19 protein-coding genes and 1 pseudogene are annotated in these 21,568 nt (G+C 73.0%); 14 read left to right on the top strand and 6 right to left on the bottom strand.

Annotated elements, in window-relative coordinates; all coding sequences use genetic code 11:
- Positions 1-23: 23 nt before the first annotated feature.
- The 3 genes and pseudogenes from ACFWBN_RS19950 (at position 24) to ACFWBN_RS19940 (ending at position 4,352) form a co-directional block, all read left to right on the top strand.
- Positions 24-959, top strand: coding sequence for a helix-hairpin-helix domain-containing protein (locus ACFWBN_RS19950; RefSeq protein WP_385178197.1), 936 nt, complete (start codon positions 24-26; stop codon positions 957-959).
- Positions 956-3,337 (top strand): annotated as a pseudogene (locus ACFWBN_RS19945) (ComEC/Rec2 family competence protein); the annotation flags it as partial. The gene ACFWBN_RS19950 and the pseudogene ACFWBN_RS19945, both read left to right, overlap by 4 nt.
- A gap of 133 nt (positions 3,338-3,470) precedes the next feature.
- The gene (locus ACFWBN_RS19940; RefSeq protein WP_385178196.1) at positions 3,471-4,352 is read left to right on the top strand and encodes a YceI family protein; all 882 of its coding nucleotides are present in this window, start codon (positions 3,471-3,473) and stop codon (positions 4,350-4,352) included.
- A gap of 37 nt (positions 4,353-4,389) precedes the next feature.
- Here ACFWBN_RS19940 and ACFWBN_RS19935 read toward each other — a convergent pair whose 3' ends face one another.
- Positions 4,390-4,632 (bottom strand): hypothetical protein, encoded by a 243-nt coding sequence (locus ACFWBN_RS19935; RefSeq protein ID WP_385178195.1) that lies wholly within the window; start codon positions 4,630-4,632, stop codon positions 4,390-4,392.
- 76 nt (positions 4,633-4,708) lie between these two features.
- Between ACFWBN_RS19935 and holA the strand changes: the two genes are divergently transcribed.
- Complete coding sequence (gene holA / locus ACFWBN_RS19930) at positions 4,709-5,701, top strand: DNA polymerase III subunit delta (RefSeq protein WP_385178194.1); 993 nt, start codon at positions 4,709-4,711, stop codon at positions 5,699-5,701.
- A 226-nt stretch (positions 5,702-5,927) separates the two neighbouring features.
- Here the strand turns inward: holA and ACFWBN_RS19925 are convergent, their stop codons facing one another.
- Positions 5,928-6,773, bottom strand: coding sequence for an alpha/beta fold hydrolase (locus ACFWBN_RS19925; RefSeq protein ID WP_385178193.1), 846 nt, complete (start codon positions 6,771-6,773; stop codon positions 5,928-5,930).
- A 113-nt stretch (positions 6,774-6,886) separates the two neighbouring features.
- Between ACFWBN_RS19925 and ACFWBN_RS19920 the strand changes: the two genes are divergently transcribed.
- Entirely contained in the window at positions 6,887-7,348 is a 462-nt protein-coding gene (locus ACFWBN_RS19920) for a winged helix-turn-helix transcriptional regulator (protein ID WP_385178192.1), read from the top strand.
- A gap of 171 nt (positions 7,349-7,519) precedes the next feature.
- Here ACFWBN_RS19920 and rpsT read toward each other — a convergent pair whose 3' ends face one another.
- On the bottom strand, positions 7,520-7,786 hold the full coding sequence (rpsT, locus tag ACFWBN_RS19915; RefSeq protein ID WP_385178191.1) for a 30S ribosomal protein S20: 267 nt from the start codon (positions 7,784-7,786) through the stop codon (positions 7,520-7,522).
- Between the two features lie 257 nt (positions 7,787-8,043).
- Here rpsT and lepA point away from each other — a divergent pair, with 257 nt between their 5' ends.
- The 3 genes from lepA (at position 8,044) to hemW (ending at position 13,475) form a co-directional block, all read left to right on the top strand.
- On the top strand, positions 8,044-9,909 hold the full coding sequence (lepA, locus tag ACFWBN_RS19910) for a translation elongation factor 4 (protein ID WP_361768514.1): 1,866 nt from the start codon (positions 8,044-8,046) through the stop codon (positions 9,907-9,909).
- Positions 9,910-10,133: 224 nt separating this feature from the next.
- A complete protein-coding gene (locus ACFWBN_RS19905; RefSeq protein WP_385178190.1) occupies positions 10,134-12,023 on the top strand; it encodes an AMP-dependent synthetase/ligase in 1,890 nt (629 codons plus the stop codon).
- A gap of 219 nt (positions 12,024-12,242) precedes the next feature.
- Positions 12,243-13,475 (top strand): radical SAM family heme chaperone HemW, encoded by a 1,233-nt coding sequence (hemW, locus tag ACFWBN_RS19900; RefSeq protein ID WP_385178189.1) that lies wholly within the window; start codon positions 12,243-12,245, stop codon positions 13,473-13,475.
- A 31-nt stretch (positions 13,476-13,506) separates the two neighbouring features.
- On the opposite strand, the gene ACFWBN_RS19895 is transcribed toward hemW, so the two are convergent.
- The 3 genes from ACFWBN_RS19895 to ACFWBN_RS19885 form a co-directional block, all read right to left on the bottom strand.
- Entirely contained in the window at positions 13,507-14,130 is a 624-nt protein-coding gene (locus ACFWBN_RS19895) for an ADP-ribosyltransferase (RefSeq protein ID WP_385178188.1), read from the bottom strand.
- Positions 14,131-14,220: 90 nt separating this feature from the next.
- A complete protein-coding gene (locus ACFWBN_RS19890; RefSeq protein ID WP_385178187.1) occupies positions 14,221-15,021 on the bottom strand; it encodes a DUF3097 domain-containing protein in 801 nt (266 codons plus the stop codon).
- Between the two features lie 28 nt (positions 15,022-15,049).
- Positions 15,050-15,775: an MBL fold metallo-hydrolase gene (locus ACFWBN_RS19885; protein ID WP_385178186.1), complete on the bottom strand. Its 726-nt coding sequence runs from the start codon at positions 15,773-15,775 to the stop codon at positions 15,050-15,052.
- A gap of 167 nt (positions 15,776-15,942) precedes the next feature.
- On the opposite strand from ACFWBN_RS19885, the gene hrcA reads away from it, so the two are divergent.
- The 6 genes from hrcA to ACFWBN_RS19855 all read left to right on the top strand — a co-directional run bounded on the left by hrcA (position 15,943) and on the right by ACFWBN_RS19855 (position 21,434).
- Positions 15,943-16,959: a heat-inducible transcriptional repressor HrcA gene (hrcA, locus tag ACFWBN_RS19880; protein ID WP_385178185.1), complete on the top strand. Its 1,017-nt coding sequence runs from the start codon at positions 15,943-15,945 to the stop codon at positions 16,957-16,959.
- Positions 16,960-18,096 carry a molecular chaperone DnaJ gene (gene dnaJ / locus ACFWBN_RS19875; protein ID WP_385178184.1) on the top strand — a complete coding sequence of 379 codons (1,137 nt, stop codon included), beginning with the start codon at positions 16,960-16,962 and terminating at the stop codon, positions 18,094-18,096. It abuts the gene before it with no gap.
- 147 nt (positions 18,097-18,243) lie between these two features.
- Complete coding sequence (locus tag ACFWBN_RS19870; protein WP_385178183.1) at positions 18,244-19,335, top strand: nitronate monooxygenase; 1,092 nt, start codon at positions 18,244-18,246, stop codon at positions 19,333-19,335.
- Complete coding sequence (locus ACFWBN_RS19865) at positions 19,332-20,078, top strand: 16S rRNA (uracil(1498)-N(3))-methyltransferase (protein ID WP_385178182.1); 747 nt, start codon at positions 19,332-19,334, stop codon at positions 20,076-20,078. Before ACFWBN_RS19870 ends, ACFWBN_RS19865 begins: the two co-directional genes overlap by 4 nt.
- Before the next feature lie 86 nt (positions 20,079-20,164).
- Positions 20,165-20,524: a histidine triad nucleotide-binding protein gene (locus tag ACFWBN_RS19860; protein WP_385178219.1), complete on the top strand. Its 360-nt coding sequence runs from the start codon at positions 20,165-20,167 to the stop codon at positions 20,522-20,524.
- A 4-nt stretch (positions 20,525-20,528) separates the two neighbouring features.
- The gene (locus ACFWBN_RS19855) at positions 20,529-21,434 is read left to right on the top strand and encodes a ribonuclease Z (RefSeq protein ID WP_385178181.1); all 906 of its coding nucleotides are present in this window, start codon (positions 20,529-20,531) and stop codon (positions 21,432-21,434) included.
- Positions 21,435-21,568: the final 134 nt, after the last annotated feature.

Below are 21,568 nucleotides of genomic sequence, written 5' to 3'. Positions count from 1 at the left end.
GGATTCGCCCCTACGGTCGTGGCATGACTCTTCGAACGCGTACCTCGCATCCGTCGGGCGCCACCAGCGGCCCGGGCCGCCCCCGACTCTCCGACAGCCGTCTGCGGCACCGCCGTGAGCGCCGCCGCCCCCATCCGGAGCCGGCCGCGGTGCGCCGCAGGGCCGAGGCCCTGCTGGGCGGCAGCAGCCCGCCACCGACAGTTCCTCCGTCCCCGCAGGCGGTTCCGGTTCCTGTTCCGGTTCCGGTCGAGGCGGCTTCCGGAGTCCCGCCGGGGGAGGCGGCCGAGCTGTCCTCCGGGTCGGCTCGGAGGCTGGCCGTACGGGAACGGCTGCCGGTGTGGCTCCAGGCCCGCTGTGCGGTGGAGCCGCGCACGGTGGCCGCCGTGGGAGTGGTGCTGGTCGCCGCGGTCGGGTTCGCGGCGCAGCAGTACTGGTCGGCCCGGCCGCAGCCGGTGACCGCGCCCGCGGTGGTCGTCCCCGGAGCGGTGCCCGCGACGGCACCCGCCCCGGCGGGGATCGCCGCCCCGCCCGCGCCCGCCGGCGCCGCCGGGCGGATCGTCGTCGACGTGAGCGGCAAGGTCCGGGACCCCGGTGTGCGGAGGCTGCCCGCCGGCTCGCGGGTCGAGGACGCGCTGGCCGCCGCCGGGGGAGTGCGGCCGGGTACGGACACCTCCGGGCTGAACCGGGCCCGGGTGCTGGTGGACGGCGAGCAGGTGCTGGTGGGCGCCCCCGCGCAGCCCCCGCCGGGCGGGGCGGGAGCGAGCCCCGGCCCCGTCAGCCTCGGCACGGCCACGGTCGAGCAGCTGGACGGCCTGCCCGGGGTCGGCCCGGTGTTGGCCCAGCACATCGTGGACTTCCGCACCGCACGCGGGGGTTTCCGGTCGGTGGAGGAGCTCCGGCAGGTCAACGGCATCGGCGAGCGGCGCTTCGCCGACCTGCGCACGCTGGTGCGGCCGTGAACGGCCCGGAGGCCCGGAGGCCCGCGGACCTGCGCCTGGTGGTGCCGGCCCTCGCCGCCTGGGCGGCGGCCGCCCTCGCCCTGGACGCGCCGGCGGGCCTGAGCGGCGCCGGGGCGGCCCTGGGGGTGGTCGCCGCGGGGCTGCTGCTGGCGGCCGGGGGCCGGCGTGCCGGGCCGCTGTGGAAGGTCGCCCCGGCCGCCGCCGCGGCCCTGCTGTGCGCGGCCGCCGGGGCCGGGGTGGCGGGGCTCCAGCGGGCCGAGGCCCGGGCCGGGCCGGTCGCCGCCCTGGCCCGCGACCATGCCCGGGTGCACGCGGAGCTCACCGTCGGCTCCGATCCGCGGGTCCCGGCCGCCCGCGGAGGGAACGGGCCGCCCCTGGTGGTGCTGGACGCGGTGGTGACCCGGGTGACCGGGCCCGACGGGGCGAGGACCCGGGTCGAGACGCCGGTACGGGTGCTCGCCGCGCACCCCGGATGGGCCCGGCTGCAGCCCTCCAACCGGGTCGCGGTGGTCGCCCGGCTGGCCCCGGCGCGGAGCGGGGAGCGGGCGGTGGCGCTCCTGCGGCCGGCCGGTGACACCCCGCCCGGGGTGACCGGCGGCCCGGATCCCGCGCAGCGGTTCGCCGGACGGTTGCGGGCCGGGCTGCGCGAGGCCACCGAGGGGCTCGCGCCGGACGCCAGGGCCCTGCTGCCGGGGCTGGTCGTCGGGGACACCTCCAGGGTGCCGCCGGACCTGCACGAGGCCTTCCGGGCCACCGACCTGCTGCACCTGCTGGCCGTCTCCGGATCCAACCTGACCGTGGTGCTGTTCCTGCTCATCGGGCCCCCTGCACGCGCGCAGCAGGCGGAGCGGGGCGGGCTGGCGCCCCGGCTCGGGCTCTCGCTCCGGGCGACCGCCCTGTGCGGTGCTGCGCTGACCCTGGTCTTCGTGGTGGTGTGCCGGCCGGAGCCCAGCGTGCTGCGGGCCGCGGCCTGCGGCGCCGTCACCCTGCTGGCCATCGCCACCGGGCGGCGCAGATCCCTGATCCCGGCCCTGGGCGCCGCCGTGCTGCTCCTCGTCCTCTACGACCCGTGGCTGGCCCGCAGTTACGGCTTCCTGCTCTCGGTCCTGGCCACCGGGGCCCTGCTCACCCTCGCACCCCGGTGGAGCGGAGCCCTGCGGAGGCGCGGGATGCGGCCCCGGCTCGCCGAGGCCCTGGGGGCCGCCGCGGCCGCCCAGGCGGTGTGCGCGCCCGTGGTCGCCGTGCTGGCCGCCCGGGTCAGCCTGGTGGCGGTGCCATGCAACCTGCTGGCCGAGCTGGCAGCCGGTCCGGCGACCGTGCTCGGCTTCGCGACGCTCGCGGTGGCCCCGGTGTGGATGCCCGCCGCGCGGGTGCTCGCCTGGTGCGCCGGGGTGCCGGCCGGCTGGATCGCCGCCGTCGCACGGGCCGGGGCGCGGCTGCCGGGAGCGGAGCTGTCCTGGCCGGGCGGGCTCACCGGGGGGCTGCTGCTGGCCGCCGCCACCGTGGCCCTCGTCGGCCTCGGCGCCCGGTTCGGCCGGCGGCGGTGGGTGTGCTCCGCCCTGGCGCTGCTGCTGCTCCTCGTCGTGCTGCGGCCGCCGCAGCTCACCCGTACGCTCACCGGCTGGCCCCCGCCCGACTGGAGCTACGTCCAGTGCGCCGTGGGACAGGGGGACGCCGCCGTACTCGCCGTCGGGCCGGGCGAGGCACTCGTGGTGGACACCGGTCCGGATCCGGCTCCGGTGGACTCCTGCTTGAGATCGCTGGGCGTGCGCCGGGTGCCGATGCTGCTGCTGACGCACTTTCACGCCGACCACGTGGGAGGCCTGGCAGGGGTGCTGCGGGGGCGGTCCGTGGGTGTGATTCAGGCCACCGCGCTGGAAGAGCCACCGGGGCAGGCGGAGTTCGTCCGGCGGACCGCGGCGGCCGCCGGCGTGCCCGTCGTACGGGCGGTGGCGGGGGAGCGGCGGCGGGCCGGGCCGCTGGAGTGGCAGGTGCTCTGGCCGCCCTCGGACGGACCGCCGCCCGAGGGGCCCAACGACGCGAGCGTCGCCCTGCTCGTACGTGGCGCGGGCCTGACCCTGCTCCTGCTCGGAGACCTCGAACCGCCCGCGCAGCAAGCCCTGTTGGGGGCCCATCCGGAACTGGGGCCGGTGGACGTCCTCAAGGTCGCGCACCACGGCTCCGCGCACCAGGACCCCGTGCTGCTCGCCCGGATCAGGCCACGGCTCGCGCTCGTCCCGGTGGGCACGGGCAACCGTTACGGGCACCCCGCACCCGGTACGCTCGCCAGGCTGCGGGCGATGGGGGCGACCGTACTGCGCACCGATACCGACGGCTCGATCGCGGTCATCGGAAGCGGCTCGGGGATGCGGGCGGTTCCGGCCAACCGGCGGCGGAGCCGGCGCGGGCATACCGGGCGCGACCATTCTGTTTGCCCCCAACCCGACAGCATGATCGAATGCGTCTTCGCCAGAGCGGTCCAAGTCCACACAGCACGGGGGTGCATCAGCCATGTTCGGTCGCCGACGGGGGATGGAGACGGCCGGAAGTTCCAGCCCACACACATCCGCGACACTGACACTGCCGCCGACGGCACGGCTGCTCAGCTGCCGGGTCCTCGACACCGTCCACCAGCCCGTCCGCCAGGCCGCGTTCGAAGTGACCGACCCGATCGGCCGCCGGATCGTCAGCGGGGAGACCGACCCGTACGGCGGGTTCACGGCGGCCGTGCCGGAGGGCGAGTACCGCCTCTCCGTCACCGCGGAGGGGTACGCGCCGTTCCACGGGGCGACGCTCGTGGGGGACCCGGCGCAGCCCGGCACCGGGGAGATCATCCTCGACACGGTGGAGCCGCCGCTGCTGCCGCAGCCCGGTCACTGGGAGCTCGACCCGACGCACTCGTCCATCGGCTTCTCGGCCCGGCACATCGGCTTCGCGCGGATCCGCGGCCGGTTCAACACGTTCGCCGGCGCGGTGCGGATAGCCGACCGCATGGAGGACTCCTCCATGCACGTGATCATCGATGCGGCGAGCATCGACACCGGGGTGCGGATGCGCGACGACCACCTGAGGTCGGCGGACTTCCTGGACGCGGCCCGGCACCCCACGGTGGAGTTCTACAGCGAGCGGTTCATCCACCGCAGCGGCAGCCAGTGGGCCGTCGCCGGCGCCCTCACCCTCCACGGGGTCAGCCGCTCCGTCACCCTGGACACCCGGTACCTGGGCCTCGGTACGGGCCTGGAGGGCGAACCGCGGGCCGCCTGCCGGGCCACCGCCGAACTGCAGCGCGAGGACTTCACCCTGAACTGGCAGTCGATGCTGGCCCACGGGATCGCGGCGATCGGTTCGAGCGTCGCAGTGACGCTGGACGTCCAGATCGTCCACAAGGCCTGAGGCCTGCGCCCGAGCAGCTGCTAGTGCTGTGACCGCACTAGGGGGCTTCCAGCCAGCCCTCGTACTCGGCGGCGAGAGCGTCCAGGGCGGCGGCGTCGAGCCCGTCCCGCGGGTCCTCGACGACCACCAGCCACTGGGCGTCCTCGGCGTCGTCCTCGCCGGCCAGGGCGTCGCGGACCAACTGCGGCTCCTCGGGCAGGCCGAAGCGGTCGACGACCTCCTGCGCCACCTCCTCGGCGGCGTCGCGGTCGGGCAGGACGAGTACATGTCGCACGTTCACCCGACCATTCTCAAGTATTCGGTGAGGGGGGCCGCGGTGCGGGGGGCTGTCAGTGCGGCGTGGGATGCTGGATCCGATGGCCACCAGGAAGAACTCAACCGACGATCCGCTCGCCCCGCTCACCCTCGCGGTGGGGCAGGAGGACCTGCTGCTCGACCGTGCCGTACGGGAAGTGGTGGTGGCCGCCCGCGCCGCCGACTCCGACACGGACGTCCGCGACCTCGCCTCCGAGCAGCTCCAGCCCGGCACGCTGGCCGAGCTGACGAGCCCCTCGCTCTTCTCCGAGCGCAAGGTCCTGGTCGTGCGCAACGCCCAGGACCTGTCCGCGGACACGGTCAAGGAGGTGAAGGCCTACCTCGACGCGCCCTACGAGGAGATCATCCTCGTCCTCCTCCACGCGGGCGGCGCCAAGGGCAAGGGCCTGCTGGACGCGGCGCGGAAGGCGGGCGCGCGGGAGATCGCCTGCCCGAAGATGACGAAGCCGGCGGACCGGCTGGCCTTCGTGCGGGGCGAGTTCCGCACGCTGGGCCGGTCGGCGACCCCGGAGGCGTGCCAGACCCTCGTCGACGCGATCGGCAGCGACCTGCGGGAGCTCGCGAGTGCGGCGGCTCAGCTCTGCGCGGACGTCGAGGGGACGATCGACGAGGCCGTGGTCGGCCGCTACTACACCGGGCGGGCGGAGGCCTCCAGCTTCACCGTCGCCGACCGGGCGGTCGAGGGGCGGGCGGCGGAGGCCCTGGAGGCCCTGCGCTGGTCGCTGTCCACCGGGGTGGCGCCGGTCCTGATCACCAGCGCGCTGGCCCAGGCCGTGCGCGCGATCGGCAAGCTGGCCTCCGCCCCGCGCGGGGCCCGCCCGGGCGACCTCGCCCGGGACCTGGGGATGCCGCCGTGGAAGATCGACCGGGTCCGCCAGCAGATGCGGGGCTGGTCGGCGGACGGCGTCGCGGACGCCCTGCGCGCCGTGGCCGCCGCCGACGCCGGAGTGAAGGGCGGCGGCGACGACCCCGAGTACGCCCTGGAAAAGGCGGTCGTGGCGGTCGCCCGCGCCGCCCGCCCCCAGCGCCGCTAGGACTTCCTGGAATCGACTCGGTCCACGGCGCACCGCCGTGGACAGGGCGCTTCCGACGCCTCGACGGGGTTCGGGGCGGCAGGTGGGCGCCGATGGGCGGGAGCCGGGGCTCCGCCCGGGGCGGGACGGCGCCCGGTGCCCGGATCCCGGGGGAGTGGTCGACGTAGCGGATTCAAGAGCCGCCAGGCCCGTCGGGGAGGATTTCGCCGGGCCGGGTGCGGAGGGGTCAGGCTCGGAGGAAGGCGACGATTTCGGCGCCGAATTCCTCCGGGTGCTGGAAGAGGAAGCCGTGGCCGGCGTCGCCGTAGAGGACGATCTTCGAGTTCGGCAGCCGCTGGGACATGGCGTAGGTCGCGAAGGCGGGGACCATGACGTCGTGGGCGCCGTTGGCCGCCAGCACCGGCTGCGTGATCTCGCCGAGCCTGTCCCACGCGGCCTGCTCGCCCCGTCCCCATGCGGCGAGCGCGGCGGCCTGCGCCCCGATGCCCTGCGGCTGCACGGCGGCCGCGGACACGTCCAGGCGGGCGTCCAGACGGCGCAGTGAGGCCAGTCCGGCGTCGCGCGCGGCCGGTGTGTCCGGGAAGAACAGGTACAGGAAGTCCTCGTCGTCGTTGACCGGCTTGCCCGCGACCTGCCACACCTTGTCCGGCGGGGCCGGCGTGCCGGGAACGCCCCCGGGGCCGCTCGCGGCCACGACGAGGCGCCGGACCAGGTCCGGCCGCCGCAGGGTCACGGCCTGCACCACCGCCCCGCCCATTGACCAACCCAGCAGGTCCACCCGCGCCAGGCCCAGCGCCTCGATGAACTCGACGGCCCCCTCGGCCATCCCCGCGACGGTGTCCGGGGTCCGGCCCGAGGACAGCCCGCATCCGGCGTTGTCGAAGACGATGACGTCCCGTGCCTCGGCCAGGACCTGGAGGAAGGCCGGGTCCCAGTGGTCGATGGTGCCGCGGAAGCGGTGCGCCAGCACCAGGGGCACACCGTGGCCGGTGCCGAACCTGCGGTAGGCGAAGCGGGTGGTCGGACCTTGGACGTACGAGGTCACAGCCGAGTCGGAGGTGTACGTGGACATACGTGTCTCCCTGCCGGATCCGAGTGGGTCTAGTGGGTCTAGTGAGTCCGGTGATGCAACTGACTCTAGTGCAGGAAAGTTGCTTCACGCGACCCACTCGATATGCTCGACCCATGCTCGCCCGCGACTACGAGACCCAGGTCTGTTCCATCGCCCGCGCCCTGGAGGTGATCGGGGAGCGCTGGTCGCTGCTGATCGTGCGCAGCGTCATGCAGGGCCACCGGCGCTTCGACGCGCTCCAGGCCGATCTCGGCATCACCCGCAGCGTCCTCACCGACCGGCTGCGCCGCCTGGAGGGGGAGGGCGTGCTGGAGCGCCGTCCGTACCAGACCCGCCCCGAGCGCTTCGACTACCTCCTGACGGAGAAGGGCCTCGCCCTCTGGCCGGCCCTGAACCACCTGATGCAGTGGGGCGACCGGTACTACCCGGAGCCGGACGGGCCGCCCGTGATCGTCGAGCACGTCGGATGCGGCGGCGGGCCCGACGGGCACCAGCTGTGCGACCGCTGCGGCGCCCCGCTGGGCCCTGGCGTCATCACCACCCGCTCCGGCCGGGCGGCGGCCGCTTCCGGGTAGCACGAAGGCCCCGGCCGACACCCTGGGGAAGGGTGGTGGCCGGGGCCTTCGTCTTACTGCTCGGTGTGCGCCGCACCCGCGTGGCGAACGCTTCGTGTGCGGCGCGGGGTGCCGGTCAGGAGCGGGAGAGAGGGCCCGCTGGATCCCTACCCGGCGATCACATCAGGGAGCTCAGCCCTGCAGGGAGGCAACCTTGGAGGCCAGCGCCGACTTCTTGTTGGCGGCGGCGTTCTTGTGGATGACACCCTTCGAGACAGCCTTGTCGAGCGCACGCGCGGCAGCGCGAGAAGCCACGGTGGCCTTCTCGGCGTCACCGGCGACGACGGCCTCGCGGGCCTTGCGGATCGCGGTCTTGAGCGAGGACTTGACGGCCTTGTTGCGCAGGCGCGCCTTCTCGTTCGTCTTGTTCCGCTTGATCTGGGACTTGATGTTCGCCACGAAAGAGCCTTTTCAGGTTCAGAGTTTTGTTCTTCGGATCGTGCCTCGACAGCTGAGAGGGCATACGAGACACAGCTGCCCAGACTACCAGGCACGCTCCTGGCGGCCCAAACCGAGCGCACTGCCCCGTCCATGGGACCATGGGAGTCTGCGTATAGATCCGACATCGCGCCGCCGAGAGCGACGGGAGCCGGACTTTCGCTCCGACCGACGCTCCGCAAACGCTTCCGACTGCGACCCGAGAATCAGGACACTGCGTGCCCGCGATCCCCAGCCACGTGCCCGAGCCGAGCCGTACCGACTCGGCGCTGATCCGCAACTTCTGCATCATCGCGCACATCGACCACGGCAAGTCGACCCTTGCCGACCGGATGCTCCAGATCACCGGTGTGGTCGACCAGCGGCAGATGCGCGCCCAGTACCTCGACCGCATGGACATCGAGCGTGAGCGAGGCATCACGATCAAGTCCCAGGCGGTCCGGCTGCCCTGGGCGCCCACCACGGGCGAGGGTCAGGGCAGCACCCACATCCTCAACATGATCGACACCCCCGGGCACGTCGACTTCACCTACGAGGTCTCCCGCTCCCTCGCCGCGTGCGAGGGCACGGTCCTGCTGGTGGACGCCGCCCAGGGCATCGAGGCGCAGACCCTCGCCAACCTGTACCTGGCGATGGAGAACGACCTCGCGATCGTCCCCGTCCTGAACAAGATCGACCTGCCGGCCGCCCAGCCGGAGAAGTTCGCCGAGGAGCTCGCGAACCTGATCGGCTGCCAGCCGGAGGACGTGCTGCGCGTCTCGGCGAAGACCGGTCTCGGCGTCGAGGCGCTGCTCGACAAGGTCGTCGCCACGGTCCCGGCCCCGGTCGGCGTCAAGGACGCCCCGGCCCGCGCCATGATCTTCGACTCCGTCTACGACTCGTACCGCGGCGTCGTCACGTACGTCCGTGTGGTCGACGGGCAGCTGAGCAAGCGCGAGCGCATCCGGATGATGTCCACCGGCGCCACCCACGAGCTGCTGGAGATCGGCGTCTCCTCCCCGGAGATGACCCCGTCCGACGGCATCGGCGTCGGCGAGGTGGGCTACATCATCACCGGCGTGAAGGACGTCCGTCAGTCCAAGGTCGGTGACACCATCACCAGCCTGCACAACGGCGCCACCGAGGCGCTCGGCGGCTACAAGGACCCGCGGCCGATGGTCTTCTCGGGCCTGTACCCGCTCGACGGCTCGGACTACCCGGACCTGCGCGAGGCCCTCGACAAGCTGCAGCTCAACGACGCCGCGCTCGTCTACGAGCCGGAGACCTCGGCGGCGCTCGGCTTCGGCTTCCGCGTCGGCTTCCTCGGCCTGCTGCACCTGGACGTGGTCCGCGAGCGCCTGGAGCGCGAGTTCGGCCTCGACCTGATCGCCACCGCGCCCAACGTGGTCTACCGGGTGGTCATGGAGGACGGCAAGGAAGTCACCGTCACCAACCCGAGCGAGTTCCCCGAGGGCAAGATCTCGGACGTGTTCGAGCCGGTCGTCCGGGCCACCGTGCTCGCGCCCACCGAGTTCATCGGCGCGATCATGGAGCTGTGCCAGCAGCGCCGCGGCACCCTCCTCGGCATGGACTACCTCTCCGAGGACCGGGTCGAGATCCGCTACACCCTCCCGCTCGCGGAGATCGTCTTCGACTTCTTCGACCAGCTGAAGTCCAAGACGCGCGGTTACGCCTCCCTGGACTACGAGCCCACGGGCGAGCAGTCCGGCAGCCTGGTCAAGGTCGACATCCTGCTGCACGGCGACAAGGTCGACGCCTTCTCCGCCGTCACGCACAAGGACGCCGCCTACGCCTACGGCGTGCGCCTGGTCGCCAAGCTGCGCGAGCTCATCCCGCGGCAGGCCTTCGAGGTGCCGATCCAGGCCGCGATCGGCTCCCGCGTCATCGCCCGCGAGACCATCCGCGCCATCCGCAAGGACGTCCTCGCCAAGTGCTACGGCGGTGACATCTCCCGCAAGCGGAAGCTGCTGGAGAAGCAGAAGGAAGGCAAGAAGCGGATGAAGATGGTCGGCTCCGTGGAGGTCCCGCAGGAGGCCTTCATCGCCGTCCTCTCCAGCGACGAGTCCGGCGGCAAGAAGAAGTAGCCGCCGCGGTAGCGGTGGCGGGCGCTCGGCGGCGCCCGCCACGCGTTCGTAGACGAAAACAGGCCCCCGCGCGGAAGCGCGGGGGCCTGTTTCGTTATGAATCGGCCGCTCGCCGGCCCTTACGTACCAGGCGGAGGGCCCCTAGTCTGATCACTGCTCGATGGTTACTCGCCAGTTACATGCCCTTGAATGACAGCCCCTGCCGCGTGGTCCGGAGGACGTCCGTGAGCGACACACAGACCTTGATCGAGAACCGCCCGCCCACCGTGGCGGCCCTCTTCCTTGAGCGCGTCGCCGCCACGCCGCATGCGGAGGCGTACCGGTTCCCCGTTCCGGCGGCCGGCGGCCAGGGCCCCGACGACTGGAAGTCGCTGAGCTGGGGCCAGGCGGCCGAGCGGGTCTTCGCCATCGCCGCCGGGCTGATCGACCTCGGCCTCGGGTCCGAGGAGCGGGTCGCGCTCGCCTCCAACACCCGGGTCGAGTGGATCCTCGCCGACCTCGGCGTGATGTGCGCCGGCGGCGCGGTCACCACCATCTACCCCAGCACCAACGCGGACGAGTCGGCGTTCATCCTCGCGGACTCCGAGAGCCGGGTGCTCATCGCCGAGGACGCGAAGCAGCTGGCGAAGGCGCGCGAGCGCCGCGCCGACCTGCCGAACCTCGCCCACGTCGTGGTCCTGGCGGTCGCCGACGCGGTCGCCGTCGACGGCGACCCCGAGGGCTGGGTGCTCTCGCTCGCCGATCTGGAGGCGCGCGGCAAGGAGTACCTCGCCAAGCACCCCGAGGCGGTCAAGGAGCGGGTCGGGGCCATCACCGCCGACCAGCTGGCCACCCTCATCTACACCTCCGGTACGACCGGCCGCCCCAAGGGCGTCCGGCTGCCGCACGACAACTGGTCGTACATGGCCAAGGCCATGGCCGCCACCGGCCTGATCGGCAAGGACGACGTCCAGTACCTGTGGCTGCCGCTGGCCCACGTCTTCGGCAAGGTGCTGACCTCCGGGCAGATCGAGGTCGGGCACGTGACCGCCGTCGACGGCCGGATCGACAAGATCATCGAGAACCTGCCGATCGTCCAGCCGACGTACATGGCGGCCGTTCCGCGCATCTTCGAGAAGGTCTACAACGGCGTGGCCGCCAAGGCCCGCGCCGGCGGCGGCGCCAAGTACAAGATCTTCCAGTGGTCGGTGGGCGTGGCCCGCGAGTACGCCAAGGTCACCCAGGACAACTTCCGCCGCACCGGCCAGGCGACCGCGCCCTTCGGCCTCGCCACCAAGCACAAGATCGCCGACGCGCTCGTCTACTCCAAGCTCCGCGAGGCCTTCGGCGGGAAGCTGCGCGCCGCCGTCTCCGGCGCCTCCGCCCTGGCCCCCGAGATCGGCTACTTCTTCTCCGGCGCGGGCATCCACATCCTGGAGGGCTACGGCCTGACCGAGTCCAGCGCCGCCTCCTTCGTCAACCCGGGCGAGGCCTACCGCACCGGCACGGTCGGCAAGCCGCTCCCCGGCACCGAGGTCCGCATCGCCGACGACGGCGAGGTCCTGCTCCGCGGCCCCGGCATCATGCAGGGCTACCACCAGCAGCCGGAGAAGACCGCCGAGGTCCTGGAGTCCGACGGCTGGCTGCACACCGGTGACATCGGCGAGCTGTCGGCCGACGGCTACCTGCGCATCACCGACCGCAAGAAGGACCTGATCAAGACCTCGGGCGGCAAGTACGTCGCCCCGGCCGAGGTCGAGGGCCAGTTCAAGGCCATCTGCCCGTACGTGTCGACCATCGTCGTGCACGGCGCCGACCGGAACTTCTGCTCGGCCCTGATCGCGCTCGACGAGCCCTCGATCATGGGCTGGGCGGCCGAGAACGGCCTGGAGGGGAAGACGTACGGGGAGGTCCTGGCCGCGCCGGAGACGGCGCGCCTGATCGAGACGTACGTACAGACCCTGAACGAGGGCCTCCAGCGCTGGCAGACGGTCAAGAAGTTCCGGATCCTGCCGCGGGACCTGGACGTCGAGCACGGGGACCTCACGCCCAGCCTGAAGCTGAAGCGGCCGGTCGTCGAGCGTGAGTTCAAGCACCTGATCGAGGAGATGTACGAGGGCTCCCGCGAAGCGTGACGCCTGCCGCGGGCTCGGCGGGGCGGGGCGGTGGACCGCCCCGCAACCCCGGCTCTGCCGGGCGGCCCCGGGCCCGGGCGGGGGTCCTGCTGAGCGGCCACTGCGGGCCGCCGTCCTGGGGCTCCGCCCCAGACCCCGCGCCTCAAACGCCGGCGGGGCTGGAATTCGGCCGGGGTGGATTCGGGGCCGGGTGGTCGGCGGGTGCGGGATGATGGGGGTATGCCTTCCGCACTGCCCGACGGTGAACCCATGCCCGAAGACGGCTCGCTGCCGTCGCACGCCCTGGTGGGTGCCGGGGACCGGCCGCTCGGGTTCTACCTGCACGTCCCGTACTGCGCCACGCGCTGCGGGTACTGCGACTTCAACACCTACACGGCCACCGAGCTGCGGGGTACCGGCGGTGTGCTCGCCTCCCGGGAGAACTACGCCGACACCCTGATCGACGAGGTCAGGCTGGCGCGCAAGGTGCTCGGGGACGACCCACGAGAGGTCCGGACCGTGTTCGTCGGCGGCGGTACGCCCACGCTGCTGCCCGCAGGGGACCTCGTACGGATGCTCGCGGCGATCCGCGACGAGTTCGGTCTGGCGCCCGATGCCGAGATCACCACCGAGGCCAATCCGGAGTCGGTGAACCCGGAGTACCTGGCCGAGCTGCGAGCCGGCGGCTTCAACCGGATCTCCTTCGGCATGCAGAGCGCCAAGCAGCACGTCCTGAAGGTGCTCGACCGCACGCACACGCCGGGGCGGCCCGAGGCGTGCGTCGCCGAGGCGCGGGCGGCCGGCTTCGAGCACGTGAACCTGGACCTGATCTACGGCACGCCCGGGGAGTCGGACGACGACTGGCGGGCCTCGCTGGACGCCGCGCTCGGGGCCGGGCCGGACCACATCAGCGCCTACGCGCTGATCGTGGAGGAGGGCACGCAGCTCGCCCGCCGGATCCGCCGGGGCGAGGTCCCGATGACGGACGACGACGTGCACGCCGACCGCTACCTGATCGCCGACTCGGTCATGGCCGAGGCCGGGTACCACTGGTACGAGGTCTCGAACTGGGCCACCACGGAGGCCGGGCGCTGCCTGCACAACGAGCTGTACTGGCGCGGCGCCGACTGGTGGGGCGCCGGTCCCGGCGCCCACTCGCACGTGGGCGGGGTCAGGTGGTGGAACGTCAAGCACCCGGGTGCCTACGCGGCGGCGCTGGCCGAGGGCCGCTCCCCGGGCGCCGGCCGGGAGCTGCTGTCGGAGGAGGACCGCCGGGTGGAGCGGATCCTGCTGGAGCTGCGCCTGGTCGACGGTGTCCCGCTGTCGCTGCTCGCCCCGGCGGGGCTCGCGGCCTCCCGCCGCGCCCTGGCGGACGGCCTGCTGGAGCCCGCCCCGTACGGGGCCGGGCGGGCCGTGCTGACCCTGAAGGGGCGGCTGCTGGCCGACGCGGTGGTCCGGGACCTGGTGGACTGACGGACGCACCGCGCGGCGACGGGACGGCGGATCAGCCCGGGTAGTTCTCCCGCCACGGCTGGTAGTACGGGTTGTCCTGGCACTCGTTCATGATCTCGGTCTTGGTCGTCTTGTCGACCGGGCAGACCGCGACGATGAAGGAGCGCTCGATGCCGCCGGGGAAGGCGACCTCGACCTGCGAGGCCCACTTGTGGGTGTCGCCGATGGTCTGGTTCACGTCCACCCCGCCGGGGGCGTCGATGTAGTAGTTCCAGCCGCTCTTCCACCACGTCTTGTACAGGTCGTGGTCGTAGGTCGTGGAGACGTACGGGGAGGGCTGGTTGACCAGCACGTACTGCTCGATGTCGTACTGGCCGTCCACCGTCGCCTTGGGGTGGAAGCCCTCCGCGAACACCACCGACGGCGGGCGGCTGTCCGCGCGGTAGAGCTGCTTGCAGTTGGTGCGCCAGGACGGGGCCGGGGTGATGCGGGACACGTCGGCCCGCTGGTCCGCGGCGGCGAAGAGGCGGTCGTCCACGCGCGGGCAGGAGTTCGCGGGGGCGGCGTGCGGGGCCGCCGGGGCGGTCGGGACCGCGTAGGCGGAGGTGGACGGCAGGAGGGCGGCGGCAAGGGCGGCAGCGACGACGAACCGGCGCCGGAGGGCAAAGGTGATCATGACCAGCACCCTTGCCCCGCGTGGCCCGGCGTACGCGCACTGTCACCTGAACGTGAGCGTGTGCCGGACCGGGATTGACGCCCGCACCTCTCAGGGGGCCGTCACGAAGTCGATCAGCTCCTCGACGCGGCCCAGCAGGGTCGGCTCCAGATCGCGGTACGAGGTCACCCGCGACAGGATGTGCTGCCAGGCGGCCCCGGTGTTCTCCGGCCAGCCCAGCGCCCGGCAGATGCCCGTCTTCCAGTCCTGGCCGCGCGGGACCACCGGCCACGCGGCGATGCCCAGCGCGGACGGTTTCACCGCCTGCCAGACGTCCACGTAGGGGTGGCCCACGACCAGGACGTCCGGGGAGGTCACCGAGGCCGCGATACGGGACTCCTTCGAGCCCGGCACCAGGTGGTCCACCAGGACCCCCAGCCGGGCGTCCGGGGCCGGGCCGAACTCCGCCACGACGGCCGGGAGGTCGTCGATGCCCTCCAGGTACTCCACCACCACGCCCTCGATCCGCAGGTCGTCGCCCCAGACCCGCTCCACCAGCTCGGCGTCGTGCCGCCCCTCGACGTAGATCCGGCCCGCCCGCGCCACCCGCGCCCGGGCCCCGGGGACGGCGACCGACCCGGAGGCGGTGCGGGCCGGGGCCGCCGGGGCCCGGGACGGGCGGACCAGGGTCACGACCGCCCCGTCCAGCAGGAACCCGCGCGGCTCCATCGGGAACACCCGCCGCTTGCCGAAACGGTCCTCCAGGGTCACCGTGCCCGCCTCGCAGGCCACCACCGCGCCGCAGAAGTCCGTACCGGCCACCTCGACCACCAGATCGGGCTCGGCCGCCACCTCCGGCACGGCCTTGGGGCGCTTCCACTGCGGGGTCAGGTCGGGGGAGTACTCGCGCATCCGGCCGACACTAGGAGAGCCGCGGCCGTCACGCCTCCGACACGCCGAAACGGGCCGCCAGTGTGGCGCGTTGCGCACGCACGAAGCCCGCGTCGACCACCGCTCCGTGACCCGGCACGTACAGCGCGTCCTCCCCGCCCAGCGACAGCAGCCGGTCCAGGGCGGCCGGCCACTGCCGCGGCACGGCGTCCGAGCCCGCCTGCGGCTCACCCGACTCCTCCACCAGGTCCCCGCAGAACACCGCCTCGCGCTCGCCCGGCACGAAGACGGCCAGGTCGTGCCCGGTGTGCCCCGGCCCCACGTTCGCCAACAGCACCTGCACCCCGCCCAGGTCCAGCGTCCACTCGCCCGACACCAGGTGCTTCGGCGGCACCAGCAGGTCCACCGCTTCGGCCGCCTCCGCCTCCGCCAGGCCGTGGCGCACCGCGTCCCCGCGCAGCTCCTCGCGGCCCGTCGACAGCAGGGCGTCCAGCCCGACCGCTCCGTAGAACTCCGCCCCCGAGAAGGCGGCCCCGCCCAGGACGTGATCGAAATGGCCGTGCGTGAATGCGATATGGGTCACGTGCCGACCCGTCAGCCGCTCCGCCTCGGCCCGCACCGCGGCGCCCTCCCGCAGGCAGGACCCGGGGTCGATCACGAGCGCCGAATCGTCGCCCACCACCAGCCCCACGGTGCAATCCCACACCGGAAGCCGCCTCCGGCCGGTCCGTCCGGTCAGCCGTTCCCAGCCCGCCTCTTCCCAACGCACGTCCATGCCGCGACGCTACCCTGGCGGGCCTCCCTTGCCAGGGTCTTACTACCCGGCCGTACACTGAGCGGGGGATCTCTGGCACTCGAACGATCAGAGTGCCAGTCGACAAGCAACGAACGCCAACGAACGCCAACGAACACGGCAACGGACCAGAGCTGGAGGTGTGCGCGATGCTCAGCGAACGCAGACTCGAAGTGCTGCGCGCCATCGTCCAGGACTACGTCGGGACGGAGGAGCCGGTCGGCTCCAAGGCGCTCACCGAGCGGCACCGCCTCGGCGTCTCGCCTGCCACCGTGCGCAACGACATGGCCGTGCTGGAGGAAGAGGGCTACATCGCCCAGCCCCACACCAGCGCCGGCCGGATCCCCACCGACAAGGGCTACCGCCTCTTCGTCGACAAGCTGGCGGGGGTCAAACCGCTGTCGTCGCCCGAGCGCCGGGCCATCCAGAACTTCCTCGACGGCGCCGTCGACCTCGACGACGTCGTCGGCCGCACGGTGCGGCTGCTCGCGCAGCTCACCCGGCAGGTCGCGGTCGTCCAGTACCCCTCGCTGACGCGCTCCACCGTGCGCCACGTCGAGCTGCTGTCGCTGGCCCCGGCCCGGCTGATGCTCGTCCTGATCACGGACACCGGCCGCGTCGAGCAGCGGCTGATCGACTGCCAGGCGCCCTTCGGCGAGACCTCGCTCGCGGATCTGCGGGCCCGGCTCAACAGCCGGGTCGTCGGCCGCCGTTTCACCGATGTCCCCCCGCTCGTCCAGGACCTCCCCGAATCCTTCGAGGCCGAGGACCGCGGCACCGTCTCCACCGTGCTCGCGACGCTCCTCGAAACCCTGGTCGAGGAAGCCGAAGAGCGGCTGATGATCGGCGGCACCGCCAATCTCACGCGCTTCGGACACGATTTTCCCCTGACGATCAGGCCGGTGCTCGAGGCGCTGGAGGAGCAGGTCGTGCTCCTCAAGCTGCTGGGCGAGGCCAACGAGTCGGGAATGGCCGTACGGATCGGGCATGAGAATGCCTACGAAGGACTGAACTCCACGTCCGTCGTCTCGGTCGGTTACGGTTCGGGCGGCGAAACAGTCGCCAAGCTCGGCGTGGTCGGACCGACCCGCATGGACTACCCCGGAACGATGGGAGCGGTACGCGCAGTGGCACGTTACGTCGGACAGATCCTGGCGGAGTCGTAAGTGGCCACGGACTATTACGCCGTTCTCGGCGTGCGCCGCGACGCATCGCAGGACGAGATCAAGAAGGCCTTCCGGCGGCTCGCGCGCGAGCTGCACCCGGACGTGAACCCCGATCCCAAGACGCAAGAGCGTTTCAAGGAGATCAACGCCGCCTACGAGGTCCTCTCGGACCCGCAGAAGAAGCAGGTCTACGACCTCGGCGGCGACCCGCTGTCCTCCTCGGGCGGCGGCGGAGCCGGCGGCTTCGGGGCGGGCGGCTTCGGCAACTTCTCCGACATCATGGACGCCTTCTTCGGCCAGGCCTCGCAGCGCGGCCCGCGCTCGCGGACCCGGCGCGGCCAGGACGCCATGATCCGCCTGGACCTGGAGCTGGACGAGGCGGCCTTCGGGACCACCAAGGACATCCAGGTCGACACGGCCGTCGTCTGCACCACCTGCTCCGGCGAGGGCGCCGCACCCGGCACCTCCGCGCAGACCTGTGACATGTGCCGCGGCCGCGGTGAGGTCTCGCAGGTCACCCGGTCCTTCCTGGGCCAGGTCATGACCTCGCGCCCCTGCCCGCAGTGCCAGGGCTTCGGCACCGTGGTCCCGACCCCGTGCCCCGAGTGCGCGGGCGACGGCCGGGTCCGCTCCCGCCGCAGCCTCACGGTCAAGATCCCGGCCGGCGTGGAGAACGGCACCCGGATCCAGCTCGCGGGCGAGGGCGAGGTCGGCCCCGGCGGCGGCCCCGCCGGCGACCTGTACGTGGAGATCCACGAGCTGCCCCACCCGACCTTCCAGCGGCGCGGGGACGACCTGCACTGCACGGTGACCATCCCCATGACGGCCGCGGCCCTGGGCACCAAGTGCCCGCTGGAGACGCTGGACGGCATGGAGGAGATCGACATCCGGCCCGGCACCGGGTCGGGGCAGTCGATCCCGCTGCACGGGCGCGGCGTCACGCACCTGCGCGGCGGCGGGCGCGGCGACCTGATCGTCCACGTCGAGGTCACCACCCCGGGCAAGCTGGACGCCCAGCAGGAGGAACTGCTGCGCCAGCTGGCGAAGCTGCGCGGCGAGGAGCGGCCGATGGGCCAGTTCGCGCCCGGGCAGCAGGGTCTGTTCAGCCGGCTGAAGGACGCGTTCAACGGCCGCTGACCGGCCCGTGATCCGATGCGCCGAGCCCGGCCGGGGGATGCCCCCGGCCGGGCTCGGCGCATCCGTTCCGGCCACGCCTGGAAGCGGACTATGCCAGGCGAATGCCGTGATTCGGTCCGATGAGCGGGACATGGCACGATGCAGTCCATGTCCACCGCACCGAACGGTCTCTCCCCCTACCCGATCGTGCAGGCTCCCATGGCGGGCGGCGCCTCCTGTCCGCCCCTCGTCGCGGCCGTGTGCGAAGCGGGCGGACTGGGCTTCCTGGCCGGCGGTTACAAGACCGCCGACGGCATGTACCAGGAGATCAAGCAGGTGCGCGCGCTCACCCGGCGCGCCTTCGGCGTGAACCTCTTCATGCCGCAGACCGGTTACGTGGACCCGGCCGCGGTGGAGGCGTACCGCGGGCAGCTGGCCGGCGAGGCCTGCTGGTACGACGTCTCCCTCGCCGACGAGGACATCATCGGCACCAGCGACGACGGCTACGACGCCAAACTGGCCATCCTCCGGGAGGACCCGGTCCCGATCGTCTCGTTCACCTTCGGCTGTCCCACGCCCGGGGCCCTCGCCGCCCTGCGCAAGGCCCGTACGTACACCGTCGTCACCGTGACCTCCGTCGAGGAGGCCCGCGCCGCGCAGGAGGCGGGCGCCGACGCCGTCTGCGTCCAGGGCGTGGAGGCCGGCGGCCACCAGGGCACCCACCGGGACGACCCGCAGGCCGACGGCACGGCGGCCGTGGGCCTGCTCGCGCTGGTGGCCCAGGTACGGGAGGCCGTGGCGCTCCCGATCATCGCCGCGGGCGGCCTGATGCGGGGCTCGCAGATCGCCGCGCTGCTGGCGGCGGGCGCGGAGGCGGCCCAGCTCGGGACCGCCTTCCTGGCCTGCCCCGAGTCGGGCGCCGACCCGGTGCACAAGAAGGCGCTGACGGACCCGCTGTTCGTACGGACCGAGCTGACCCGGGCCTTCTCCGGACGGCCCGCGCGGGGGCTGGTGAACCGCTTCATGCGGGAGCACGGCCCCTACGCGCCGGCCGCCTACCCGCAGGTCCACCACCTGACCTCGGGGCTGCGCAAGGCGGCCGCCGCGGCCGGGGACCCGCAGGGCATGGCCCTGTGGGCGGGCCAGGGGCACCGGCTGGCGCGGACGCTGCCGGCGGGGGAGCTGGTGGAGGTGCTGGCGGCGGAACTGGCCGAGGCACAGTGCACGTTGAAGGCAAGGCAGATGAGGAGTGCGTCATGACGGCCCCGGTGTTCGTGGTCGAAGAGGTCCCGGCGGGACCGGAGTTCGTCCTGGACGGCCCGGAGGGCCGGCACGCGGTGTCCGTGAAGCGGCTCAACCCCGGTGAGGACGTGGTCCTCACCGACGGGCGGGGCCGCTGGGCGGAGGGCGTGGTCAAGGCCGCCGAGGGCAAGGACCGGCTGGTGGTCATGGACCTGCACGCCGTCGAGGAGGAGCCGGAGCCCGCGGTCCGCATCACCGTGGTCCAGGCGCTTCCCAAGGGCGACCGCGGCGAGTTGGCCGTCGAGACCATGACCGAGACGGGCGTGGACGCGATCGTGCCGTGGCAGGCCTCGCGCTGCATCACGCAGTGGCGCGGCGACCGCGGGGCCAGGTCCCTGGCCAAGTGGCGGGCCACGGCCCGGGAGGCGGGCAAGCAGTCCCGCCGGGTCCGCTTCCCGGAGGTGGCCGAGGCCATGTCCACGAAGCAGGTGGCGGCGCTGCTGGCCGGCGCCGACCTGGCGATGGTCCTCCACGAGGACCGCGACACCCCCTCCGAGGCGCTGGCCACGGCCGAACTGCCCACCTCGGGCTCCGTCGTGCTGGTGGTCGGCCCCGAGGGCGGGGTCTCCCCGGAGGAGCTGGCCGTCTTCGCCGGGGCGGGAGCCCACCCCTACCGGCTGGGCCGCTCCGTGCTGCGGACCTCCACCGCGGGCACCGCCGCGACCGCCGTCCTGCTGGCCCGCACCGGCCGCTGGTCCTGACCGGGCGGGCGCGGCCGCCCGCCGTCGCTCTGGATACGATGCCCCGACCGATCACGATCACCGTCACCGTCACGAGAGGCGAAGCAATGGCCGGGGAACCGCAGGCCGACTGCCTGTTCTGCAAGATCGTCGCGGGGAACATCCCGGCGACGGTGGTCCGGGAGACCGAGACGACCGTAGCCTTCCGGGACATCAACCCGCAGGCGCCCACGCACGTGCTCGTCATCCCGAAGGTGCACTACACGGACGCCGCCAGCCTGGCCGCGGCCGAGCCGGGCATCGCCGCCGACATACTGCGTGAGGCCGCACAGGTCGCCGCCGACGAGAAGATCGACGACCACGGCTACCGGGTCGTCTTCAACACCGGCTCCGGCGCGGGCCAGACCGTCTTCCACGCCCACGCGCACGTCCTCGGCGGCCGCGGCCTCCAGTGGCCCCCCGGATAGTCCGTTGTCCGTACGCGAATTCGTGGTGCTGGGCACCGCCAGCCAGGTGCCCACGCGCCACCGCAACCACAACGGCTACCTGCTGCGCTGGGACGGCGAGGGCATCCTCTTCGACCCGGGCGAGGGCACCCAGCGGCAGATGCTCCGCGCCGGGGTGGCCGCGCACGACATCAACCGGATCTGCGTCACCCACTTCCACGGTGACCACAGCCTCGGCCTCGCCGGGGTGATCCAGCGGATCAACCTCGACCGGGTTCCGCACCCCGTCACGGCGCACTACCCGGCCTCCGGGCAGAAGTTCTTCGACCGGCTCCGGTACGCCACGGCCTACCGGGAGACCGTGGTCATCGAGGAGGAGCCGGTGGCCGAGGACGGGCCGCTGGCCCGGGGGGGCTCGTACGTCCTGGAGGCCCGCCGGCTCTCGCACCCGGTGGAGGCCTTCGGCTACCGGCTCACCGAGCCCGACGGGCGCCGGATACTGCCCGAACTGCTCGCGCGGCACGGGATCAAGGGGCCGGACGTCGGCCGGATCCAGCGCGACGGCGAACTGAACGGGGTGACCCTCGAAGAGGTCAGCGAGCCGAAGCCGGGGCAGCGGTTCGCGTTCGTCATGGACACCCGGCTCTGCGACGGCGTGCACGCGCTGGCGGAGGGCGTCGACATGCTCGTGATCGAGTCGACCTTCCTCGACGAGGACGAGCAACTGGCCGCCGACCACGGGCACCTCACCGCCGGGCAGGCGGCGCGGGTGGCGCGGGACGCGGGCGTACGGCACCTGGTGCTGACGCACTTCTCGCAGCGGTACACCGACCCGGGCGAGTTCGAACGGCAGGCGCGGGGGGCGGGGTTCGAGGGGGAGGTGACGGTGGCGGCGGATTTGGTGCGGGTGCCGTTGCCGAAGCGGGGCTAGCGGGGGTTTCGGGGCGCTGCCCCGCACCCCGCGCCTCAATCGCCGGCGGGGCTGGGTTTGGCTCCGGCCGGTCCCCTGGCGGGGGGGCTCGGCGGTGTCCCTGGCGGGGCTTCGCGGGGGCCGGGGCCGGGGAC

The organism is Streptomyces sp. NPDC059989, from assembly GCF_042736975.1.
Taxonomy (GTDB): Bacteria; Actinomycetota; Actinomycetes; order Streptomycetales; family Streptomycetaceae; genus Streptomyces.
Note: the sequence above shows the minus strand (reverse complement) of the source record. Positions and strands in the feature narration are given on the sequence as shown.